A 21,335-nucleotide genomic window follows, 5' to 3' on the forward strand; every position below is an offset into this window, starting at 1 on the left:
CGCTCCCCAGTCCCGCGAGACCGCTCCGCGGTCACCGCGGCGGCGCGGACGCCCCCGGGGAGGCGCGGGTCAGTCCGGTCGCCCGCCCGCGCTCCCGGAGTCCCCCGCCGCAGGTCCCGACCCCGCGGCTCCCGCCGCCTCGAAGAAGGTGCCGACCTGCTCGCCCGCGAGGGCCCGGGCGACGTTGGCGGCGCTCGTCACGAGGACGGGGGTGCCGGCCTCGGCCGCGAACCGGGCGGCCGCGACCTTCGTGCCCGCGCCTCCGGTGCCGACGCCGGCCGCACCGGCCGCGCCGAAGGTGACCCCGGCGAGGTCGTCGCCGAAGGGCACGTCGACGAGGGCGACGGCGCCGGGTTCGTGCGGCGGGCGGGTGTACAGGGCGTCGACGTCGCTGAGCAGGACGAGGGCGTCGGCACCGACCAGCTGCGACACCAGCGCCGCGAGCCGGTCGTTGTCGCCGAAGCGGATCTCGTGGGTGGCGACCGTGTCGTTCTCGTTGACGATCGGCAGGATGCGCAGCTCGAGCAGGCGCTCCATGGCGCGCTGGGCGTTGCTGCGGTGCGTCGGGTTCTGCATGTCCCCGGCGGTCAGCAACACCTGCCCCGCCACGATGCCGTAGCGGCGCAGGCTCTGCTGGTACCGGTAGATCAGGACGTTCTGCCCGACGGCGGCGGCCGCCTGCTGGGTCGCGAGGTCGGTCGGGCGGGAGTCGACGCGCAGGTGCGGCAGGCCCGTGGCGATGGCCCCGGACGAGACGAGCACGACCTGGGCACCCCGCCCGTAGGTCGCGGCGAGGGCGTCGACCAGCGGCTCGATCTGTCCGGCGTTCTCACCGCTGATCGACGACGAGCCGACCTTGACCACGATGCGGCGGGCCGTGCCGAGGCCGGCGCGGTCGACGACGCCCCCGGTCACGCCCGCTCGTCGCCTTCGACGTCGTCGCCCTCTTTCACGAGGAACCCTTCGTCGTCGGTCCACAGGCCGGCGGCGCGTTCACGCTGGAGTTCGGCGCGGGCCTCGGCCTTGGCGTCCATGCGCTCGAAGTACTCCTCGCGGCGCTGGTTGCGGGTCGGGCGGTCGTTCTGGATCAGGCGCGGGTCGGTGCCGCGGGCGCTGGTCATCAGCTCGGCCGTCGAGGTGAGGGTGGGCTCCCAGTCGAAGACGATGCCGCCCTCGGGGCCGATGACGACCGTCGAACCGGCCTGTGCACCCGCCTTGAACAGGGCGTCCTCGACGCCGATGGCGTTGAGCCGGTCGGCGAGGTAGCCCACGGCCTCCTCGTTGTTGAAGTCGGTCTGCACGACCCACCGCTCGGGCTTCTGGCCCAGGATGCGGTAGACGTTGCCGTAGGTGCCACCCTCGACCCTGATGACGAAGGGCTTCTCGTTGACGGCGCGGGGGCGCATGACGATGCGAGGAGGCGCGGGTCGCGCCGCGATCTCGGCGCGGCTGGCCTCGACGACCTCGGCCAGGGCGAAGGACAGGTTGCGCAGGCCCTCGTGGCTCACGGCGGAGATCTCGAAGACGCGGTAGCCGCGGGCCTCGAGCTCGGGCGTGACGAAGTCGGCCAGCTCGCGACCGTCGGGCACGTCGACCTTGTTGAGCGCGATCAGCTGCGGGCGGTCGAGCAGCGGCTTCTGGCCGTCGGGGACGGGGTACGCCTCGAGCTCGCGGAGGATGACGTCGAGGTCGGTCAACGGGTCGCGGCCCGGGTCGAGCGTCGCGCAGTCGAGCACGTGCAGCAGGGCCGAGCAGCGCTCGACGTGGCGGAGGAACTCGAGCCCGAGGCCCTTGCCCTCGCTGGCCCCCTCGATCAGCCCGGGGACGTCGGCGACCGTGTAGCGCGTGTCACCCGACTCGACGACGCCCAGGTTGGGGTGCAGCGTCGTGAAGGGGTAGTCGGCGATCTTCGGCTTGGCGGCCGAGAGGGCGGCGACGAGGCTCGACTTGCCGGCCGACGGGTAGCCCACGAGGGCGATGTCGGCGACGACCTTGAGTTCGAGCAGGACGTCTCCGGCCCAGCCGGGGGTGCCCAGCAGGGCGAAGCCGGGCGCCTTGCGCTTGGTCGACGAGAGGGCCGCGTTGCCGAGGCCCCCGATGCCGCCCTCGGCGGCGACGTAGCGCATGCCCGGTTCGACCATGTCGATCAATTCGACGCCGTCGGCGGACTTGACGACGGTGCCGACCGGCACGACGAGCTCGAGGGTCTCGCCGTTGGTGCCGGCCCGGTGGTCGCCCATGCCGAAGCCGCCGTTGTCGCTCGAGCGGTGCGGTGCACGGTGGAACCCGAGCAGCGTCGTGACGCCGCTGTCGCTGACGATGACGACGTCGCCGCCGTGACCGCCGTTGCCGCCGTCAGGGCCGGCCAGCGGCTTGAACTTCTCGCGCTTGACGGACACGCAGCCGTTGCCGCCGTTGCCGGCGCGGAGGTGGAGGGTCACTTGGTCGACGAATGTGGCCATGAGGTGCTTGATCTCTTTGTCTGTGCGTGCCGGTGCGAGCTGCCCGGGTCAAACACGTCTGGGGCGAGCAGGATGCTCGCCCCAGACGGTGCGACCCGCGAGGGGCCGCCGATGCGGGTCGTGTGCCGACGCCGCGTGGTGGTGCTAGACCGTCGCCGTCGCGGAGGCGACGATGTTGACGACCTTGCGGCCGCCCTTGGCGCCGAACTCGACCGAGCCGGGGGCGAGGGCGAAGAGGGTGTCGTCTCCGCCGCGGCCGACGTTGACGCCGGGGTGGAAGTGGGTGCCGCGCTGGCGGACGATGATCTCGCCGGCGAGGACGACCTGGCCGCCGAAGCGCTTCACGCCGAGGCGCTGGGCGTTCGAGTCACGACCGTTGCGGGTGGACGATGCGCCCTTTTTGTGTGCCATGTGTTCTCAGCCCCTGGTTCAGTTGATCGAGGTGATCTTGACGCGGGTCAGGTCGGCACGGAAGCCCATGCGACGCTTGTAACCGGTCTTGTTCTTGTAGTTCTGGATGACGATCTTCGGGCCGCGCAGGTCGTTCAGCACCTCGGCGGTCACGGTGATCCCTGCCAGGGCGTCGGCGGCGGAGGTGACGGTGTCACCGTCGACGTGCAGCACGGCGGGGAGGGTGATGGAGTCGCCTTCGGCGGCCTTGAGGCGGTCGAGGGTGACGATCGTGCCGACCTCGACCTTCTCCTGCCGACCACCGGCGCGCACGACTGCGTAGACCATGTCTGTTCCTTAAGAGTTGGGGTGTCCGGCACGACGCGGCCTCGAGCCAGCGCGCACCAACCGCCCATCGTACAGGGGGCCGCTGGGGCCGTCAACGCGTCCTCCGACGGGCGCCGCGCCTCCTCCGTCCACGACCCCCGCACCGGCAGGCGGGCCGACGACTAGCATCCAGGGCGTGATCCTGATCGACGAGGCCGTGTGGCCGGCCCACGACACGTTGTGGGCACACCTGGTGAGCGACGACTCGTACGACGAGTTGCACGCCTTCGCCGCCCGTCACGGCATCCCCCGCCGCGGGTTCGACCACGACCACTACGACGTGCCCGAGTCCCGACGGGCCGAGTTGATCGCCGGTGGGGCCGTCGCCGTGACCGGCCTCGACCTCGCCCGCCGTCTCGAACGCAGCGGGCTGCGGGTGTCCCAGCGGGTCAAACGCGGCCTCACGGCCTGACCGGTTCCGTCCGCCCCGGCCCGCAGGCGCGGTCACCAACTCGTGTCGAAGCCCTCGTAACTGGCCACGACCGCGCCCGAGGCGATCTCGACGATGGTGGTCGTGACCCCGTCGGCCACGGGGTCGATCGTGTACGAGTAGTCGGTCGGCGTCGTCGCGTCCCCGACCGACTGGACCGCCAGGTACTGCCCGTTCGGGGAGACGTCGAAGCCCTCGATCACACCGGACGCGCTCGGGGGTTGCCAGAGCGTCCGTGACGTGGCACCGTCGTCGGCGACGACGAGCGTCCGGTACGTGAGCCCGTCGTCGGACGGGACCGACACCTGCTGCACGACGTGGCCTGGGTCGAGGGCCACCAGCGGTCCGGCGAACGGGAGGACGCCGTCGACCGGGGCGGGGGCACGGGGGCGCTCGTCCCCCGTGGCGAGGTCGACGACCATGGAGGCGATCGCCGACGCGGCGATCAGCGTGGTGCCGTCGAGCGACACCCCCTGCAACAGCGAGTACGTCCCCACGGGCCGCACGGGGTCCACTCCCGAGAGGTCGATGACGCTCACCGAGTCGTCGACGGCCTGGACGACGACGTCGTCCTCACCCGGCACGAAGGCCCAGTCGGTGGGTTCGACGGGCTGCCCGGACAGGCCGAGGACCGGGGCCACCGCCCGCTCCCCCTGCAGCGGCAGCGTGTACAACGTCTCGACGTCCGAACCGGTCGGACGGAACGAGAACGCCAGCGTGGTCGTGGCACGGTCGGCCGCGAAGCGGGTGATCAGGCCGGGGGCCTCGGGCACGGGCAGGGTCTCGACGGCGGCCCCGTCGAGCGACACGAGGCTGAGGCTGCTCTGCGTCCCGTCGTCCGTCACGACCGCGACGGCCGAGTCGAACACCTCGTAGGCCTGGACGCGCGGCGCGGACCAGACGGTCGTCCTGTCCGAGCCCCGGAGCCCGGCCCGTTCGATGCGGTCGTCGGCCCCGGACGTGCCGCGCACGAGCCGGTACGCCGTCGCCGGGGGCGTGCTGAACCGCGCCTCCAGGGTCGAGGTCTGTCGCTGGTAGACGCTCGAGACCCCGTCGACGCGGACGTGGTAGTCGGTGTCGTACGCGAGCCGGCCGGTGAAGGTCACGGCGACCACGTCACCCGACGTCTGCACCGTGAAGGCGGCCGCGGGCGTCACGACCACCTGCGAGGCGTCGACGTGCGCGAGCGCCTGGTTGGCGAACACCCGCAGCTGCTGACCGGGACGCTCGACCACGGCCGTCGTGTCGACCTGCGTCTCGCCGGCCTTGGGGCCCTGGAAGTAGGTCAGGCCCACGAAGGCGGCACAGACCACCGCGAGGACGGTGACGACGGCGACCCATCGCGTGCGCCAGCGGGCACCGGCCTCACGGGCGTCCTGCTCGGTGAGGAACACGGGGTCGGACGCGAACGGATCGGGCGTGGCAGCCCCTCCCGTCGCGCCCCGGCCCCGTCCGCCCTCAGTAGAGGTACGGGTCACTGGGCTGTCCCACGGTGGTGACGTCGTCGGGCACGAGGGCGACGGGGTCCTGGCTCGAGCTGCTGCGGTTGGTGTCGAAGCCGCCCGTGACCTCGACCCAGTCGTCGGCGGCTACCTGGTCCTGCCACCCCGGCAGGTAGACGGGCACGCCGACGGGCTGGGCGTCGACCGCGCAGCACGTGATCACGAAGCGCGACACGTAGAACACGTCGTCGGGGTCGGTGTCGGACGGCGTGACGAACCCGACGACGTCGGCGGTCTTGCCCTCGTAGAAGGCGAGGTCGGTCGTCTGCCTCAGCAAGCCGGCCCAGTCGAGGACGCTGAACGACCGGTAGGCGTCCGAGGAGGCGCTGGTCGCGTCGGCCACGGTCGTACGGTCGAGCGCCGCGGTCGACGAGTTCACGTCGCGCTGGCCGGCCGTGGCGCTGGTGAGGGTGGCCGGGGGCAGGGCGACGACGGCGATCGCGATGGCGGCGGTGACGGCGACGCCCGCCGAGAAGGCGAGACGTCGGGCGCCGGTGGCGACCGGCCGACGCCGGCGCGGCCGGAGGCCGTCCTCGACCGCGGGCACCTCGGCCGCGTCGAGGCGGCCGTCGTGGCCGTGCCCGGCCCCGGGATCGTGGTCGTGGCCGTCGTGCGCGTCGTCGCTCCGGACCGGTGAGAACGCCAGCGTGGCCAACGACAGCGTCATGCCGATGAGGATCATCACGACTGTGAAGACGTCGTACCGGGGGTGGATGTACAGCACGAGCTGCCCGGTCGCGGCGAGCCAGAGGGTGGCGACGCCGACGACGAGCGTCAGCAGCACCCCTTGCCACCGGTCGAGCAGTCGGCGCCAGGGGCGAGGAGCAGGGCTAGGCGACATAGTTGACCACCAGTCCGATCGCGGCACTGGTCAGGGCCACCACGAGGGTGACCTGCCCGAGCACCTTGGGTGTGTAGGTCGTCCGCAGCAGGGCCAGCATCTTGACGTCGATGATGGGGCCGAAGACGAGGAAGGCGGCGATGCCGCCGGGCATGAACGTCGAGGCGAACGGCAGCACGAAGAACGCGTCGACGTTCGAGCAGATCGAGATGACGAAGGCCAGCACCATCATCGCCAGCACCGACCAGACCGGGTTGCTGCCGAGCGTGACGAGCACCGACCGCGGAACGATCGTCTGGATCGCGCCCGCGATGGCCGCGCCGATGAAGAGCGCGGGCATCATGGTCGACATCTCGCGGCGGAACAGGTCGACGCTCTTCGCCGTGCGGCCCCGGCCGTGCGCATGGCCGTCGTCGACCCGGCACTCGGCCGCGAACGAGGAGGTCAGCAGGCTCTGCTGGTTCGGGTGCTTGCTGAACAGCCAGCCGATCAGGTTCGCGATGACGAACCCGCCGATCAACCGGGCCACGAGGATGCCGTCGTCCCACCCGAACGCCTGGTGCGTGGTGATGATGGTGATCGGGTTGAGGATCGGCGCCGCGAGCAGGAAGGTCATCGACTCGGACACCGTGAAGCCCTTGAGCACGAGCCCCCGCGCCAAGGGCACGTTGCCGCACTCGCAGACGGGCAGGAACATGCCGAGGAACGAGATGACCGCGCGACGGGGCAGCCCCCGCTTCGGCAGCCACGACGAGAAGAACGCCTGCGGCAGCCACTCCTGCACGATGATCGACAGGACGATGCCGAGCAGGACGAACGGCATCGACTCGACGATGACGCTGATGGTCAGCGTGACGAAGTCCTGCAGCGCGTTCGGCAGCAGGCCCGGGCCGAGGAGGGGCGAGGCCAGGCGGACCGCCACGAGCACGGCGAGCACGAGCCCACCGGCCACGAGCAGCGGGACGCGCGACGGTGCCCGACGAGCACGCCGTCCGGCGCCGTGCCCGGCGTGGTCGATGCGCTCCCGGACGGGAGCGCTCACCGGTCGTCCTCGTTCGGACCGGCCGGGGGCGCGAAGCGCGACCAGTCGTCCGGTGCGGGGGCCGGGTGCGACGGCACGACGGGGCGCTCGGGCGGGACGACGGGGGCCGACGGCGCCGCGGCGACGGTCGTCGGGAGGCGGGTGGAGCGATCGCCCCGGACGGCAGGAGGCGCGACGTCGTCCTCGACGTCGCCCGCGTCGTCACCCTCCCCGGCCTCGGCGACCCGGGGCGTGGGCTCGACCGCCCAGACCTCGTCGCCGTGGCCGCCGCCCAGCCACAGCCGGGCGAGGACGGCCCCGGCCACGAGCAGGGCGGTGTCGACGATGCCCGCCGACAGCGGGATGGTCGTCAGGTAGAGCGCGAGGTTCACCCACGTGCCGCCGTCGATCGAGAGCACGATGCCCGGCACGATCCCGACCACGGCCAGCGCGAGGGTGCCCGCGCCGCCCGCGACCACGGCGTGGCGGACGACCGTCCGGAGGTCGGACCGCGGCGTCAGCGGCCTGATCGTGGCGAGCACGACGAACGAGGCGACGTAGAACGGGAACGGGTAGAGCACGAAGCTGCCGAGGAACTGCCCGACCGGCGTCGCGACGAACCCGCTGGGGAACGCCGTCACCGAGAAGCCGACCGCCGAACCGACGAGCGCGACGAGGCCGAGGGCGAAACGCGCCACCAGCACGACGACCAGGGCCGTGGCCGCCACGAGCAGGCGCTCGCGTCCCTCCGGCCCGGAGGCCGAGACGGACGCAGCCCGGAGCCTCGACCTGACGGTCGGGGGTCCGGGCTGGGTCAGAGGCACGCAGTCACCCTAGACGACCTACAGATCGTCGGAGCTGACCCCCACGCCGAGGATGAACGGACCGGACTCGCCGGTCGTCGTCGGCTCGGCCGGAGCCGCTGCGGTCGTGCCCTGGCTGGAGGCGCGGCGCGAACGCGAACGCCCCTGCCCGGGCTGCTTCGGCTCGGGCAGCGCACCCAGCACCGAGTCGAGCAGCTGCTCGGCGTCCTGGCTGCTGATGCGACGCGGCTCGCGACGCGTGGTCGCGACGGGGATGTCGAGGATCGCGACCGTGGCGTCCGGGGTCGAGACCGTGGCCGACGACCGGCGACGCTCCGTGGCCTTGGCGACCGGCGCCTCCGTGGGCTCGTCGACGGGTGCGGCCACGGCGGCGGCCGGAGCCGACCGCTCGGCCGGGGCGGCCGCGGGGACCTCGATCACACCGGCGCTCGAGTCGGCGGGAGCGGACTCGGCGGGCGACGACTCGGCAGGAGCCGACTCGGCGGCGTCCTCGCCGGTCTCGCGCGCGGCACGTGACGATCCACGGCGGCCCTTGCGGCCCGAACGCCCGCGACGGCCTTCGTCCGCCTGGTCACCGGCTGCCTCGGCGGCCGGCTCGGCCTTCGTGGCACTCGCGGCGGCGGCGTCGATGGCGGCCTCGACCGCCGCGGCGGCCTGGCTGGCCGCGTCGCCGTCCTTGGTGCCGCCTTCTTCGGCATGGGCGATGGTGCTCGCCGCGATGCGCGAGAGGGCGTTCTTCACGTCGTCGGTGATGGCGTGCGTACCCGTCGTGGGGTGAGCCCCACCGGTCGGCGCCGAGGGGCCGCCGCGACCGGACTGCGGCGCGGTGCCGGCACCGGCGCCCGTGTTGTGGCCGTTGCCGCCCGACTTGCCGGACCCGCCGGCCTGGCCGCCCCGTCGGCGGTCGCCCTGTTGGCCGCCCTTGCGGGGCTGCTGTTCCTGGACGCGCGCGGCGCTGCCGGCCTCGGAGAACGACTCGGCCAGGCCGAGGCCCAGCTTCTTGCGCGTCATCTGGACGAGCCCGAGCGACGTGACCTCGGCCACCTGGTGCTTGGTGCGGTCGCGGCTGAGGCACTCGACCAGACGACGCAGCACGAGGTCACGGTTGGACTCGAGCACCATGTCGATGAAGTCGACGACGATGATGCCGCCGATGTCGCGGAGGCGCAACTGACGGACGATCTCTTCTGCGGCCTCGAGGTTGTTCTTCGTGACCGTCTCTTCGAGGTTCCCGCCGGAACCGACGAACTTGCCGGTGTTGACGTCGACGACGGTCATCGCCTCGGTGCGGTCGATGACGAGGGAACCGCCCGAGGGCAGCCAGACCTTGCGGTCGAGCGCCTTCTCGATCTGCTCGTTGAGGCGGTACTCGTCGAATGCGTCCTTGTCGCCCTCGTAGCGCTTGACGCGGTCCATGAGGTCGGGCGCCACGGCCGAGAGGTACGACTGCAGCGTCTCGAACGCCTCGTCGCCGTCGATGACCATCTCGTGGAAGTCCTCGTTAAAGACGTCGCGCACGATCTTGATCAGCAGGTCGGGCTCGGAGTGCAGCTGGTTCGGGGCGTTGCCCGCCGCGACCTTCTTCTCGATGTCGGCCCACTGGTTGGTGAGGCGCTTGACGTCGAGGGTCAGCTGCTCTTCGGTCGCGCCCTCGGCCGCCGTGCGCACGATGACGCCGGTGTTCTCCGGCAGGGCCTCTTTGAGGATCTTCTTCAGACGCGCGCGCTCGGTGTCGGGCAGCTTGCGGCTGATGCCGTTCATCGAGCCGTTGGGCACGTAGACGAGGTAGCGGCCCGGCAGCGAGATCTGGCTCGTGAGACGAGCGCCCTTGTGGCCGACGGGGTCCTTGGTGACCTGGACGAGCACGCGGTCACCGGGCTTGAGGGCCAGCTCGATGCGACGGGGCTGGTTGCCCGTCGACAGGGAGTCCCAGTCGACCTCGCCCGAGTAGAGCACGGCGTTGCGACCGCGTCCGATGTCGACGAAGGCGGCCTCCATGCTGGGCAGCACGTTCTGGACGCGGCCGAGGTAGACGTTGCCGATCAACGACACGTTCTGCGCCTTGGCGACGTAGTGCTCGGCCAGGGTGCCGTCCTCCATGACGCCGATCTCGATGCGGTCGCCCGACGAGCGGACGATCATCTTGCGGTCGACGCTCTCGCGACGGGCGAGGAACTCGGCCTCGGTGATGACGGTGCGACGGCGTCCGGCGTCCCGGCCGTCGCGACGACGCTGCTTCTTCGCCTCGAGACGCGTGGAGCCCTTGATGCGCTGCGGCTCGGTGATGAGCTCGGCCTGACGCGGGGCACGGTCGCGGTCGCGACCACGGGGCTCGGAGTCGCGCTCCTCGCGGTCCTGCGAGCGGCCGCGCTGGCGGCGACGCGAGGCGGGCTGCTGCTCGCGGTCGTCGCGCTCGTCACGGTCGTCGTCGTCGCCCTCGCGGTCGTCGTCCCACGAGTCGTCGCGGTCGTACCGGTCGTCGCGGTCGTCGCGCTGTCGTCGACCGGGGCGGGCCGGCAGGACGGTGATCTCGGGTGCGTGGAAGATCAACGACGTCGTCGTGAGGTTCGCCGGGATCGGCGACGCCCCGTCCGTCGTCTCGTCGTCGGCCGTCGCGTCGGCGGCCCGTGACGGCTGGGTCGCCGCGGCGACGAACGCCTCGGCGACGGCGTCGGTCTCGCTCTGCTGGGAGGTCGGGGCCTGGGCCGCGACCTGCTCGTCGGTGGTCTCGGTCTCGTGGGTCACGGGTGATGCCTCCTGGGCGTCGTCTGTCGTCCGGACGGGTGAAGGGAGTGCTGCCTGCTGCCTGGCGGGGGCCGTCGCCGGGGCGGCGTCGACCGCTGCCTGGCGAGCCCTGAGGCCTGCGAACAATCCCCTTCTCTTCTTCGGACGTCCGTCGTTGTCTGTGTTGTCGTTCACCACTTGCGGTGCGCTCCTCGCCCCGCCGAGGCCATGCCGTCGGCAGGAATTCTCGTGTCGTGGCCGGGCGGTGACGTGGCACCTGACCCTGACCACCGCGCCCTCTCACGGCGCGCCTTGTCGGACACGTCACGTTCGGTCACCCGGGGGTGTCGACCGACCTGCGGTCGTCGCCCTCGATGTCGTTCGTCGACGTGCTGTTCTTCGTGTCGCCTTGCTGGTTCGGAACTGGCCATCCGACGATGAGCGCCTGCGCTCTGGCCCGGATTCCGCTCGACCTGGTCGACCACGCGATCTCTCGCGTGACGACGACGGCCGGCACTGCCCGGTAAGCCTGGATCTCGGGGCCTGGGCCCCACGACTGGCTCGATTATCGCACGCCCACGTCGGTCCGGGGTCAAAGCGGACGCCCCGACGGCCCGTGCGATACTGCTGGACGTGACCGTCGAGACGCCTCGGGCCGTGACCCTGCCCACCGGCCGCACCCCGTTCGTCGCGGCCGTGCTGCTCGTCGTCGCCGGTCTCGGCGGACTCGTGGGGGCCTTCGCCCTGACCCTCGACAAGTTCCGGCTGCTCGAGAACCCGGGCGCGGCGCTCGGCTGCGACGTCAACCCGTTCGTGGGCTGCTCACCCGTCATCAACAGCTGGCAGGCCTCGCTCTTCGGCTTCCCCAACCCGATCCTCGGCCTGATCGGCTTCGCGGCCCCCGTGGCGGTGGGCCTGGGCCTGCTCGCCGGTGCGCGCTTCGCCCGGTGGTTCTGGCTGGCCTTCAACCTCGGGCTGCTGCTCGCCTGGATCTTCATCACCTGGCTCTTCACCCAGACCGTGTTCGTCATCGGCGCGCTCTGCCCGTGGTGCATGCTCGTCTGGCTGTTCACCATCCCGCTGTTCTGGGTCTTCACGGTGTGGGGCGCGGCTCGCGGCGTCACCGTCCCCGACGGGCCGCTCCGACGTGCGGCGGCACGCTTCCTCCCCTACTCGTGGGTGCTGCCGGTGCTCAACTACATCGTCGTCGCCACGACCATCGTCGTCGTGTTCCCGTTGCTGCTGCCGACGCTGTTCGGGTGAGCCGCGCCTCCTCGCGTCCCCGGCTCCGGCCCACCCGCCCCCTCGGTCGCACTCAGGTCGCTCCCAGCCGAATCAGGGTCGACCTCGCCAGTCTTGACCGACGACCCCCGAGCCACGACGAGGACTGATGACGCCACCCACCGACTCCCCCGCCAGCAAGAAAGAACGCCGAGAAGCAGCCCGCGAGAAGGCCCGCGTCACCCGCGAGGCCGAGGCCCGTCGTCGACGACGCAACAAGTGGCTCCTGCAGGGCGGCCTGGTCGTGGGCGTCGTGGCGGTGCTCGCGATCGTCGCGCTCGTCATCACGCAGTCGATCAAGCCGGCCGGTCCCGGCCCTGCGAACATGGCGAGCGACGGTCTGGTGCTCGAGGGCTCGAACGGGGCGGTCACCGCCGTGCCGAGCGGCGCCCTCGCCGCCGACGCGACCCCGACCCCGGCCCCGAGCGCCTCGGGCGACGTGCCGTCGATCGTGGTCTACCTCGACTACATGTGCCCGTTCTGCGGCCAGTTCGACACGACGAACGCCCAGCAGCTCGAGGAAGCCGTCTCGAGCGGTGCCGCGACCCTGGCGATCCACCCGATCGGGTTCCTCGACAACGCCTCGCAGGGCAGCCGGTACTCGACGCGGGCCGCCAACGCCTTCGCCTGCGTCGCGAACCACGAGCCCGACAAGGCGCTCGACGTCAACACCGCCCTGTTCGCGCAGCAACCCGAGGAGAACACCCGGGGCCTGACGAACGACGAGCTCGTCACCCTGGTGCAGGGTGCCGGGGCGAACGACGACCAGATCCCGTCGTGCATCAAGGCGGGCGACTTCGAGGACTGGGTCGCCTCGGCCACCCAGCGGGCGTTGAACGACCCGATCCCGAACTCGTCGCTCGACAAGCTCGCGAGCACCCCGCTCGTCCTGGTGAACGGCCAGCAGTACCAGGGCTCGCTGACCGACGCGAGCACCTTCGCGCAGTTCGTCGCCGAGGTGCAGAACGGCGCCCCGACCGGTGACACGAGCACGGGCGACACCGAGGGCTCGACGGCGACGCCGGCCCCCTGACGACGCGACCCGTCGACACGACCGAGCCCGCGCCTCCTGATGGACTCAGGAGGCGCGGGCTCGGTGGTCTCCGGCGTCACGCCGGTCGGCGGCTCAGAACCAGAGGGCCAGCTCGCGCGTGGCGCTCTCGGGGCTGTCGCTGCCGTGCACCAAGTTTTGCTGGACCTTCAGTCCCCAGTCGCGGCCGAGGTCGCCACGGATCGTTCCGGGGGCCGCGGTCGTCGGGTCGGTCGTGCCGGCGAGCGAGCGGAAACCCGCGATGACGGCGTCGCCCGCGATGCGCAGCGCGACGGTCGGGCCGCTCTGCATGAACTCGACGAGGGGCTCGTAGAACGGCTTGCCCACGTGCTCCTCGTAGTGCTTCGCGAGCAGGTCGCGGTCGGCCTGCACGAGGCGGACGTCGACGAGCGAGTACCCCTTGGCCTCGATGCGGCGCAGGATCTCGCCGGTCAGGCCGCGGGCGACGCCGTCGGGCTTGACGAGGACGAGGGTTTCTTCGAGATCGGACATTGCTCCTCTTTCGGTGGGTGGCGGATGGCTCGGTGGGTGGCGGATGGCTCGCGGGCAGGCGCCCGGAGGACGGGTCGGTGGGTGTCGGCTCAGGCCACGTCACCGGGCGCGTCGCGCAGCCGGGCGGCGTTCATGCGGTCGAGCTGTGTGCCCTTGACGAGGCAGTAGGTCCAGATGGCCACGAACAGGGCGGCCACGACGAACATGACCGGATCGAGGAACCCACAGGCCACGAGACCCAGCTGGACGAGCCAGCCGAGGGCGACGCCCCACCGCCAGCGCAGGGTCTGCGAGATCAGCAGCGTCAGGACGATGGCGGCGAGGCCTCCGCCCCAGGCGACGCCGGCCGGCAGCAACTGCCGCCCGAAGACCACGAGGGTGACGAAGAACAGCGTCATCGCCTCGAGCACGAGGACGATCGAGAGCAGGCTCTCGGCCGCCCCGCGACGTCGACGGGGGCGCGGCGCGCGCCCGCCGGCTCCGGCTCCGGCGGGCGGCGGCGCCGTCGTCACGAGAGCCCCTCGGGCTGCTGCGAGAGGGCGATGACGTCGCCGACCAGCGTGATCGACCCCGTCACGACGACGCCGCCGGGCTCGTCGCCCTCGACCTCGTCGGCCAGGTCGCGCGCCGTGCGCAGGGCCGCCACGAGGTCGGTCTCGACGACGACGCGGTCGGCACCCACGACGCCCACCGCGATGGCGGCGAGCTCGTCGGCGTCGATCGCCCGGTCGGACTTCGAGCTCGTCACGACGAACTGGGTGACCGTGGGCGCCAGGGCGCGGACGATGCCCGCGGCGTCCTTGTCGGCCAACACGCTGAGCACCGCGACGACGCCGCCGAACTGGAAGTAGTCGTCGAGGGCCTTGGCCAGGGCGCGGGCGCCGTGCGGGTTGTGCGCCGCGTCGACCAGGATCGTCGGCTCGTTGGCGACGATCTGCAGGCGGCCGGGCGACGTCGCACTCGCGAGTCCCTCGGCGAGCACCTCGTGGTCGAGCGGCTGCGACCCGCCGCCGAGGAAGGACTCGACGGCCGCGACCGCGACGGCGGCGTTCTGGGCCTGGTGGTCACCGAACTGCGGCAGGAGCAGGTCGTCGTACCGGCCCGCGAGCCCGCGGATCGTGACGACCTGGCCGCCGACGGCGACGGTGGTGGACTCGACGCCGAAGGCGGTGCCCTCGACCGCGAGCGACCCCTCGCTTAACTCGACGGCGCGTTCGAGTTCGACCAGGGCCTCGGGGGTCTGCGACGCCGAGACCACGGCGGCCGTGGGCTTGACGATCCCGGCCTTGGTGCGGGCGATCTCGGCCACGGTCGAGCCGAGACGGTTCTGGTGGTCGAGGGCGATGGGGGTGAAGACGGCGACCTGGCCGTCGGCCACGTTCGTGCTGTCCCATTCGCCCCCCATGCCGACCTCCAGCACGACCACGTCGGCCGGAGCGTCGGCGAAGCAGGCGAAGGCGAGCACCGTCAGGGCCTCGAAGAATGTCAGGGTGGGCTCCCCCGACGCTTCGAGATCGGTGTCGACCATGGTCAGGTAGGGCTGGATGTCGTCCCAGTTGGCGACCAGGCGCTCGTCGCTGATCGGCTCGCCGTCGACCACGATGCGCTCGTTGAGGTGCACGAGGTGCGGGCTCGTCATGAGCCCGGTGCGCAGGCCGTGCGCCCGCAGGATGCTCTCGATCATCCGGCTGGTCGACGTCTTGCCGTTCGTGCCGGTGAGGTGGATCACCGGGTAGGCCCGCTGCGGGTCGCCGAGCAGCTCGACAGCCCGCCGGGTCGGCTCGAGCCGCGGCTGCGGCGCCTGCTCGCCGATGCGTGCCAGCAGCTCGTCGTGGACGCGCTGCGCGCCGGCCGCGAACTCGCCTCCCTGCTCGTCGGCGGGGTCGCCCTGACGGTCGTTCTTCTTCGGGGTCATGCGCGTCGTACCTCCACGACGACGGCCGAGCCGGAGCCCGATCCGACGACGGTCTTCTCGGGCCGCTCGCCGACGCCCTCCTGGACGTCGACGATCAGCTCGGTGGTCAGGGTCTCGCGGGAGATCAGCTCACGGTGGGCCTCGACGGCGACCGCCGCGACGGCGTCGGTCGTGAGCGTCGTCACGATGCGGTCGGACACGTCGAGGTCGGCGGTCTTCCGGGCCTGCTGCACGGCACGCACGACGTCGCGGGCCAGGCCCTCGGCCTCGAGCTCGGGCGTGGTCGCGGTGTCGAGCAGCACGAAGCCGCCGTCGCCGACGAAGGCGAGAGCGCTCGACGCGTCGGCGACGGCCAGCTCGAGCGTGAATTCGCCGGCCAGCAACTCGACGCCGCCGACGACGACGTTCTCGCCCGCGGGCTGCCAGTCGCCCCTCTTCGCCGCCGGGATGACCTGTTGCACCTGCTTGCCGATGCGCGGACCGGCCGCCCGGGCGTTGACGGTGAGCTTGCGGGTGACGCCGTATTCTCCGAGGCTCTCCTCGGTCAGGCGGGTCACGACGACCTGCTTGACGTTGAGCTCGTCGCGCACGATGTCGGCGAACGCCTCGAGGCCCGCGGGGTCGGGCGTGACGACGGTCAGACGGGCCAACGGCAGGCGGACGCGCAGCCCCTGGGCCTTGCGCAGCGCCAGGCCGCTCGACGCGACCGCGCGAACGGCGTCCATCGCGGCCACGAGGGCGTCGTCGGCCGGGAACGCCGAGGCGTCGGGCCAGTCGGTCAGGTGCACCGAGCGACCCCCGGTGAGTCCCTTGTAGATCTCGTCCGCGACGAGGGGCGCGAGCGGGGCCGCGACCCGGGTGAGGGTCTCGAGCACCGTGAAGAGGGTGTCGAAGGCGTCGACGTCGTCGCCCGACCAGAACCGGTCACGCGAGCGTCGGACGTACCAGTTGGTCAGGACGTCGGCGAAGTCGCGCAGCGTCGCGGTGGCCCGCGGCGTGTCGAGGGCGTCGAGGGCCGCCCCGACGTCCGTGACCAGGAGGCGCGTCTTCGCCAGCAGGTAGCGGTCGAGGACGTCGCCCGAGTCGGTTCGCCACTGCGCGTCGTGACCGGGGGCGGCGTGACGACCCGCGCCTCCGGACGCCGCGTTGGCGTAGAGCGAGAAGAAGTACCAGGTGCTCCAGAGCGGCAGCAGGAACTGCCGGACGCCCTCGCGGATGCCCTCTTCGGTGACGACGAGGTTGCCGCCGCGGATCACCGAACTCGACATGAGGAACCAGCGCATGGCGTCGGCCCCGTCGCGGTCGAAGACCTCGCTGACGTCGGGGTAGTTGCGCAGGCTCTTCGACATCTTCTGACCGTCGGAGCCGAGCACGATGCCGTGGCTGACCACGTTCGAGAAGGCCGGGCGGTCGAACAACGCGGTGGAGAGCGTGTGCAGCGTGTAGAACCAGCCACGGGTCTGGCCGATGTACTCGACGATGAAGTCGGCAGGGCTGTGCTCGTCGAACCACTGCTGGTTCTCGAACGGGTAGTGCACCTGTGCGAACGGCATCGAGCCGCTGTCGAACCAGACGTCGAGGACGTCCTCGATGCGGCGCATCGTGCTCTGCCCGGTCGGGTCGTCGGGGTTCGGTCGGGTGAGCTCGTCGATGTAGGGGCGGTGCAGGTCGGGCTCGCCGTCGGCGTTGAGCGGCAGGCGGCCGAAGTCGGCCTCCATCTCGGCCAGCGAGCCGTAGACGTCGACGCGCGGGTAGGCGGGGTCGTCGCTCTTCCACACCGGGATCGGTGAACCCCAGTAGCGGTTGCGCGAGATCGACCAGTCGCGGGCGTTGCCGACCCACTTGCCGAACTGGCCGTCCTTGACGTTGTCGGGCACCCAGGTGATCTGCTGGTTCAGCTCGCCCATGCGGTCGCGGAACTCGGTGACGCGCACGAACCAGCTCGACACCGCCTTGTAGATCAGGGGGTTGCGGCAGCGCCAGCAGTGCGGGTAGCTGTGCTCGTAGCTGGCGAGGCGCACCAGGCGACCGTCGGCGCGGAGGCGCTGCACCAACGGCTTGTTGGCCTCGAAGACCTGGAGACCGGCGACCCCCAGCTCGTCGAACATCGGCAGGAAGCGCCCACCGTCGTCGACCGAGACGATCACGGGGATGCCCGCGGCGGCGCAGACCAGCTGGTCGTCCTCGCCGTAGGCCGGGGCCTGGTGCACGATGCCGGTGCCCTCGCCGGTGGCGACGTAGTCGGCGACCAGCACGCGCCAGGCGTTCTCGGTGCCCCAGGCCTCGGTGTCGGCGTAGACGTCCCAGATGCGGTCGTACTCGACGCCCTCGAGCTCGGCACCGGTGAAGGTCGCGGTGACGGCGGCCTGGGCGGACTCGGCGGACTCGTAGCCCAGGTCGCGCGCGTAGGCGCCGAGCGTGTCGGCCGCGAGCAGGAACACGCTGCCGGTCAACAGCTCTTGGTCGCCGGTGCGCTCGCCCGGCAGGAGGGCGTGGGGCACGGTGACGTAGTCGATGCCCGGCCCCACGGCCAGCGCCATGTTGGTCGGGAGGGTCCACGGGGTGGTCGTCCAGGCCAGCGCCTCGACGCCGGTCAGGCCGAGCGCCTCGGCCTTGGCTCCGACGAGGGGGAAGGCGACGGTGACCGTCTGGTCCTGACGGTTCTTGTAGACGTCGTCGTCCATGCGCAGTTCGTGGTTGGACAAGGGGGTCTGGTCGTGCCAGCAGTAGGGCAGCACACGGAAGCCCTCGTAGGCGAGTCCCTTGTCGTGCAACTGCTTGAAGGCCCAGACGACGCTCTCCATGTAGTCGACGTCGAGGGTCTTGTAGTCGTGGTCGAAGTCGACCCAGCGCGCCTGGCGGGTGACGTACCGCTGCCATTCGTCGGTGTACTGCAGCACCGATCGTCGGGCGGCGGCGTTGAACACGTCGATGCCCATGTCGTCGATCTCGTGCTTCTCGGTCAGCCCGAGCTGACGCATCGCCTCGAGCTCGGCGGGCAGGCCGTGGGTGTCCCAGCCGAAGCGGCGGTGCACCTGCTTGCCGCGCATGGTCTGGTAGCGCGGGAAGACGTCCTTGGCGTAACCCGTCAGGAGGTGCCCGTAGTGCGGCAGGCCGTTGGCGAACGGCGGGCCGTCGTAGAAGACCCACTCGTCGCAGCCCTCGCGTGCACGGATCGACTCGGCGAAGGTGTCGTCGCGCTTCCAGAAGGCGAGGACGCCGGTCTCGATCTCGGGGAATCGCGGGGAGGCGGGGACGCCGGTCGCGTCGGAACCCTTGGGGTAGGTCATCGGTTCTCCAGGTCGTGCGGTGGGTCGCCCCCGCTGCGCTGGCCGAGGGACCTTCTGACCACGAGGACGCCGTCCGGGTGCCTGACCCGGGTGGCGCGGTACCACCCCGCTTGCCGCCGTCGTCGCCCTCTCGGACGGCGACCGCGACCGCTCTGCTGCGGCTGTGACGGGCCTGCCCCGCCCGGTTCTACCGACGACCACCGGGCCTGGGCCCGCCGGTCGCTTTCTTCCGGGTGCTCCCCGGTGATGGCCGGATCGATGCGTGCTCGATCCTACCGTCAGAGCCGAGGAGGCGCGAGGCCGTCCCGAGGAGCAGGATCGAGGCCATGTCCTCCACCCCGTCCGACCCCCCGGTCAAGCCCGAGAGCACGGTCACCGTGATCGTGGCGTTCGTCGCCAACCTGCTGATCGCCGTCGCCAAGACGGTCGCCGCCTTCCTCACCGGTTCCGCGTCGATGGTGGCGGAGTCCGCGCACTCGTGGGCGGACACGGGCAACGAGATCTTCCTCTTCGTCGCCGACAAACGGGGCGTCAAGCGACGGGACGACGCGCACCCCCTCGGCTACGGGAAGGAGACCTACGTCTGGTCGATGTTCGCCGCGTTCGGCCTGTTCACCGTCGGCGCCGTCGTGTCCATCCAGCACGGCATCTCCCAGCTGACCGCCGACGAGGAGGCCGAGAACTACCTGATCAACTACGTCGTGCTGGCCATCGCCTTCGTGCTCGAGGGCACGTCCTTCCTGCAGGCGTTCCGTCAGGCCCGCGGATCGGCGGCCGAACGGCAGGTGCCGACGCTGCGGCACGTGCTCCGCAGTTCGAACTCGACCCTGCGGGCGGTGTTCGCCGAGGACGCGGCGGCCCTGATCGGCCTGCTGATCGCCTTCCTCGGGATCTTCCTGCACCAGGTCACCGGCTCGGCGGTGTTCGACGCGATCGGGTCCATCGCCGTCGGCGTGCTCCTGGGGGTGGTCGCGTTGGTGCTGATCGACCGCAACCGGCGGTTCCTCGTCGGCGAGAGCCCCTCGGACGAGCTCGAGTCGACCGTGCTCGAACGTCTGCTCGCGCGCCCCGAGATCGAGCGGGTCACCTACCTGCACACCGAGTTCGTCGGTCCGGGTCGGCTCTACCTGGTCGCCGCCGTCGACATGACGGGCGACGACCGCGAAGAGCACGTCGCCGTCGCCCTGCGCCGCGTCGAGCGGCAGCTCGAGGACCACGACGCCGTCGAGGAGGCCGTGCTCACCCTCTCGACGCCGGACGAGCCGAGCCTGACGCCACGGAGGGCGTCCGACCCGGCTCGTCGCTGACGAGTGCGCTGCGGTTCAGCCCCGGGAGGCGCGGCGCCGCGTGACGAGGACGGTCGCCGCCCCCAGACCCACGAGGACCATGCCGGCGAGACCCGCCCACGGAGTCGTCTCGGATGAACCCGTGTAGGCGAGGTCGGAGCGGTGCGCCACGGGGACGACATCCACGCCGACCGGGTTCACGGGCCGCGAGACGACCGGGATGACCGCGGGAGCGACCGGTGGCACCTCCGGAGCCGTCGCAGCCGGAGCGACCAGTGCGAATTCCACCACGACGGGTACGGACATGCGGCTGAACGGCGGACCCTCGAGACCGGCCAGGCCGTCACCGCGAGGCACGTACTGACTCACGAGCAGCCGCCACGACCCGTGAGGCAGGACCTCCAAGAAGCGGTAGGTACCGTCGGCGCCGACGCGGGGTGGGTCGTAGTCGTGACCCCACCCCTCTTGACCGCTCAAGGCTTCGACCGTGAAGGCGATGGCCGATCCGGGGACGCCCGTTCCGGCGATCGCGAACACACCCAGACCCGGGTACTCGGAGTCTGCCGTCACGATCGCACCGGTTCGGGGCGTGCTCACCGTCACGGCCGGGGACGTCGGGACGTCGATCCGGAAGTTCCGTGTCTCGTATCCGAGCAGGGCCCCTCGCGCGTCCGACACCACGACCGTGATCGCCTGATCGGCCGGCGCCTCGTCGGGCAGGTAGATCGTCTGCGTCATACGCGGTCCCGCGACCGTGGGCTCGTTGACGATCGGCTGTCCGGCCCCGTCGTACACGACGACGGCGATCGAGTCCTCCGTCGTGTCGATGACCAGTTCGTAGCCGAGCGTCGGGTACACCGCGCCTTCGACCGGGCTCACGAGCGAAAACGCCTCGGCCTGCGCAGCAAGGGGCGCCCCGTCGTCCACCGGAGCGGCCTCGTCCACCGGAGCGGCCTCATCCACCGGAGCGGCCTCGTCCACCGGAGCGGCCTCGTCCACCGGAGCGGCCTCATCCACCGGAGCGGCCTCGTCCACCGGAGCGGCTCCCTCTACCGGAGCGGCCTGGTCGACCGGCTCGGCCGATGGCCCGGCCGTGGCAACGGGCTGCTCCGTGCTTCCCTGTCCGTCCTGGGGTTCCCCCACCGATCGGGGCGAGGCGGTCGCGACTTGCGCCTCGACGCTCCCGGGAACCGACGCCGCAGACGCCGCCTGTCCGCTCAGCGCGATGCCCCCCAGGGCGATGACGATGGCCGTCGACAGCGCGGTGGCGGTCGACACGGTCTTCTTCATGAGTGGTGTCCTCTTCAGTGAGTCAGGGTGGACCGGTCGCCCTGACCCACCCCGGGGCGACCGGTCGCCGTCCCGGTGATCCGGTCCGACGAGCACGACGTTAGCCACTGGGGGCGACGGATACTCACGCCGTGACCAGGCCGTGACGA

At 71.5% G+C, this 21,335-nt stretch carries 19 protein-coding genes; 5 read left to right on the top strand and 14 right to left on the bottom strand.

The annotated features are described in order from the left end of the window. Nucleotides 1-69: 69 nt before the first annotated feature. The 4 genes from proB to rplU form a co-directional block, all read right to left on the bottom strand. Complete coding sequence (gene proB, locus EDF21_RS14550) at nt 70-915, bottom strand: glutamate 5-kinase (protein ID WP_056048304.1); 846 nt, start codon at nt 913-915, stop codon at nt 70-72. Beyond that, nucleotides 912-2,462, bottom strand: a complete 1,551-nt coding sequence (gene obgE, locus EDF21_RS14555; protein ID WP_123571841.1) for a GTPase ObgE — start codon at nt 2,460-2,462, stop codon at nt 912-914. The genes proB and obgE overlap by 4 nt, the downstream gene beginning before the upstream one ends. A 144-nt stretch (nt 2,463-2,606) precedes the next feature. After that, nucleotides 2,607-2,873 carry a 50S ribosomal protein L27 gene (gene rpmA, locus EDF21_RS14560; protein WP_123571842.1) on the bottom strand — a complete coding sequence of 89 codons (267 nt, stop codon included), beginning with the start codon at nt 2,871-2,873 and terminating at the stop codon, nt 2,607-2,609. Nucleotides 2,874-2,891: 18 nt separating this feature from the next. Continuing rightward, nucleotides 2,892-3,200, bottom strand: coding sequence for a 50S ribosomal protein L21 (gene rplU, locus EDF21_RS14565; protein WP_056048310.1), 309 nt, complete (start codon nt 3,198-3,200; stop codon nt 2,892-2,894). 175 nt (nt 3,201-3,375) lie between these two features. Here rplU and EDF21_RS14570 point away from each other — a divergent pair, with 175 nt between their 5' ends. Beyond that, nucleotides 3,376-3,651, top strand: coding sequence for a DUF4031 domain-containing protein (locus EDF21_RS14570; RefSeq protein ID WP_369794401.1), 276 nt, complete (start codon nt 3,376-3,378; stop codon nt 3,649-3,651). Nucleotides 3,652-3,683: 32 nt separating this feature from the next. On the opposite strand, the gene EDF21_RS14575 is transcribed toward EDF21_RS14570, so the two are convergent. The 5 genes from EDF21_RS14575 to EDF21_RS14595 form a co-directional block, all read right to left on the bottom strand. Then, entirely contained in the window at nt 3,684-5,063 is a 1,380-nt protein-coding gene (locus EDF21_RS14575) for a hypothetical protein (protein WP_123571843.1), read from the bottom strand. 64 nt (nt 5,064-5,127) lie between these two features. Then, nucleotides 5,128-6,012, bottom strand: coding sequence for a TIGR03943 family protein (locus EDF21_RS14580; RefSeq protein WP_123571844.1), 885 nt, complete (start codon nt 6,010-6,012; stop codon nt 5,128-5,130). Beyond that, nucleotides 6,002-7,054 (bottom strand): permease, encoded by a 1,053-nt coding sequence (locus EDF21_RS14585; protein WP_233568523.1) that lies wholly within the window; start codon nt 7,052-7,054, stop codon nt 6,002-6,004. Before EDF21_RS14585 ends, EDF21_RS14580 begins: the two co-directional genes overlap by 11 nt. Next, a complete protein-coding gene (locus EDF21_RS14590; RefSeq protein ID WP_056048323.1) occupies nt 7,051-7,857 on the bottom strand; it encodes a hypothetical protein in 807 nt (268 codons plus the stop codon). Before EDF21_RS14590 ends, EDF21_RS14585 begins: the two co-directional genes overlap by 4 nt. Before the next feature lie 18 nt (nt 7,858-7,875). Then, entirely contained in the window at nt 7,876-10,779 is a 2,904-nt protein-coding gene (locus EDF21_RS14595; protein WP_123571845.1) for an Rne/Rng family ribonuclease, read from the bottom strand. 146 nt (nt 10,780-10,925) lie between these two features. Here EDF21_RS14595 and EDF21_RS14600 point away from each other — a divergent pair, with 146 nt between their 5' ends. The 3 genes from EDF21_RS14600 to EDF21_RS14610 all read left to right on the top strand — a co-directional run bounded on the left by EDF21_RS14600 (nt 10,926) and on the right by EDF21_RS14610 (nt 12,895). Further along, entirely contained in the window at nt 10,926-11,108 is a 183-nt protein-coding gene (locus tag EDF21_RS14600; RefSeq protein ID WP_056048330.1) for a hypothetical protein, read from the top strand. A gap of 106 nt (nt 11,109-11,214) precedes the next feature. Then, nucleotides 11,215-11,844 (top strand): vitamin K epoxide reductase family protein, encoded by a 630-nt coding sequence (locus EDF21_RS14605; protein ID WP_233568524.1) that lies wholly within the window; start codon nt 11,215-11,217, stop codon nt 11,842-11,844. Between the two features lie 127 nt (nt 11,845-11,971). Further along, a complete protein-coding gene (locus EDF21_RS14610; protein ID WP_123571846.1) occupies nt 11,972-12,895 on the top strand; it encodes a thioredoxin domain-containing protein in 924 nt (307 codons plus the stop codon). A 93-nt stretch (nt 12,896-12,988) separates the two neighbouring features. On the opposite strand, the gene ndk is transcribed toward EDF21_RS14610, so the two are convergent. The 4 genes from ndk to ileS form a co-directional block, all read right to left on the bottom strand. Then, nucleotides 12,989-13,405 carry a nucleoside-diphosphate kinase gene (ndk, locus tag EDF21_RS14615; protein WP_056048334.1) on the bottom strand — a complete coding sequence of 139 codons (417 nt, stop codon included), beginning with the start codon at nt 13,403-13,405 and terminating at the stop codon, nt 12,989-12,991. Between the two features lie 89 nt (nt 13,406-13,494). Then, on the bottom strand, nt 13,495-13,917 hold the full coding sequence (locus EDF21_RS14620; protein ID WP_043597062.1) for a DUF4233 domain-containing protein: 423 nt from the start codon (nt 13,915-13,917) through the stop codon (nt 13,495-13,497). Further along, entirely contained in the window at nt 13,914-15,320 is a 1,407-nt protein-coding gene (locus EDF21_RS14625; RefSeq protein WP_123571847.1) for a folylpolyglutamate synthase/dihydrofolate synthase family protein, read from the bottom strand. The genes EDF21_RS14620 and EDF21_RS14625 overlap by 4 nt, the downstream gene beginning before the upstream one ends. After that, nucleotides 15,317-18,610 carry an isoleucine--tRNA ligase gene (ileS, locus tag EDF21_RS14630; RefSeq protein WP_123571848.1) on the bottom strand — a complete coding sequence of 1,098 codons (3,294 nt, stop codon included), beginning with the start codon at nt 18,608-18,610 and terminating at the stop codon, nt 15,317-15,319. The genes EDF21_RS14625 and ileS overlap by 4 nt, the downstream gene beginning before the upstream one ends. Before the next feature lie 326 nt (nt 18,611-18,936). On the opposite strand from ileS, the gene EDF21_RS14635 reads away from it, so the two are divergent. Then, nucleotides 18,937-19,917 carry a cation diffusion facilitator family transporter gene (locus EDF21_RS14635; RefSeq protein ID WP_123571849.1) on the top strand — a complete coding sequence of 327 codons (981 nt, stop codon included), beginning with the start codon at nt 18,937-18,939 and terminating at the stop codon, nt 19,915-19,917. Between the two features lie 15 nt (nt 19,918-19,932). On the opposite strand, the gene EDF21_RS16920 is transcribed toward EDF21_RS14635, so the two are convergent. Continuing rightward, a complete protein-coding gene (locus EDF21_RS16920) occupies nt 19,933-21,186 on the bottom strand; it encodes an LAETG motif-containing sortase-dependent surface protein (protein ID WP_199736394.1) in 1,254 nt (417 codons plus the stop codon). Nucleotides 21,187-21,335 lie beyond the last annotated feature (149 nt).

The sequence above is a fragment of the Frigoribacterium sp. PhB118 genome, from assembly GCF_003751725.1.
GTDB lineage: Bacteria > Actinomycetota > Actinomycetes > Actinomycetales > Microbacteriaceae > Frigoribacterium.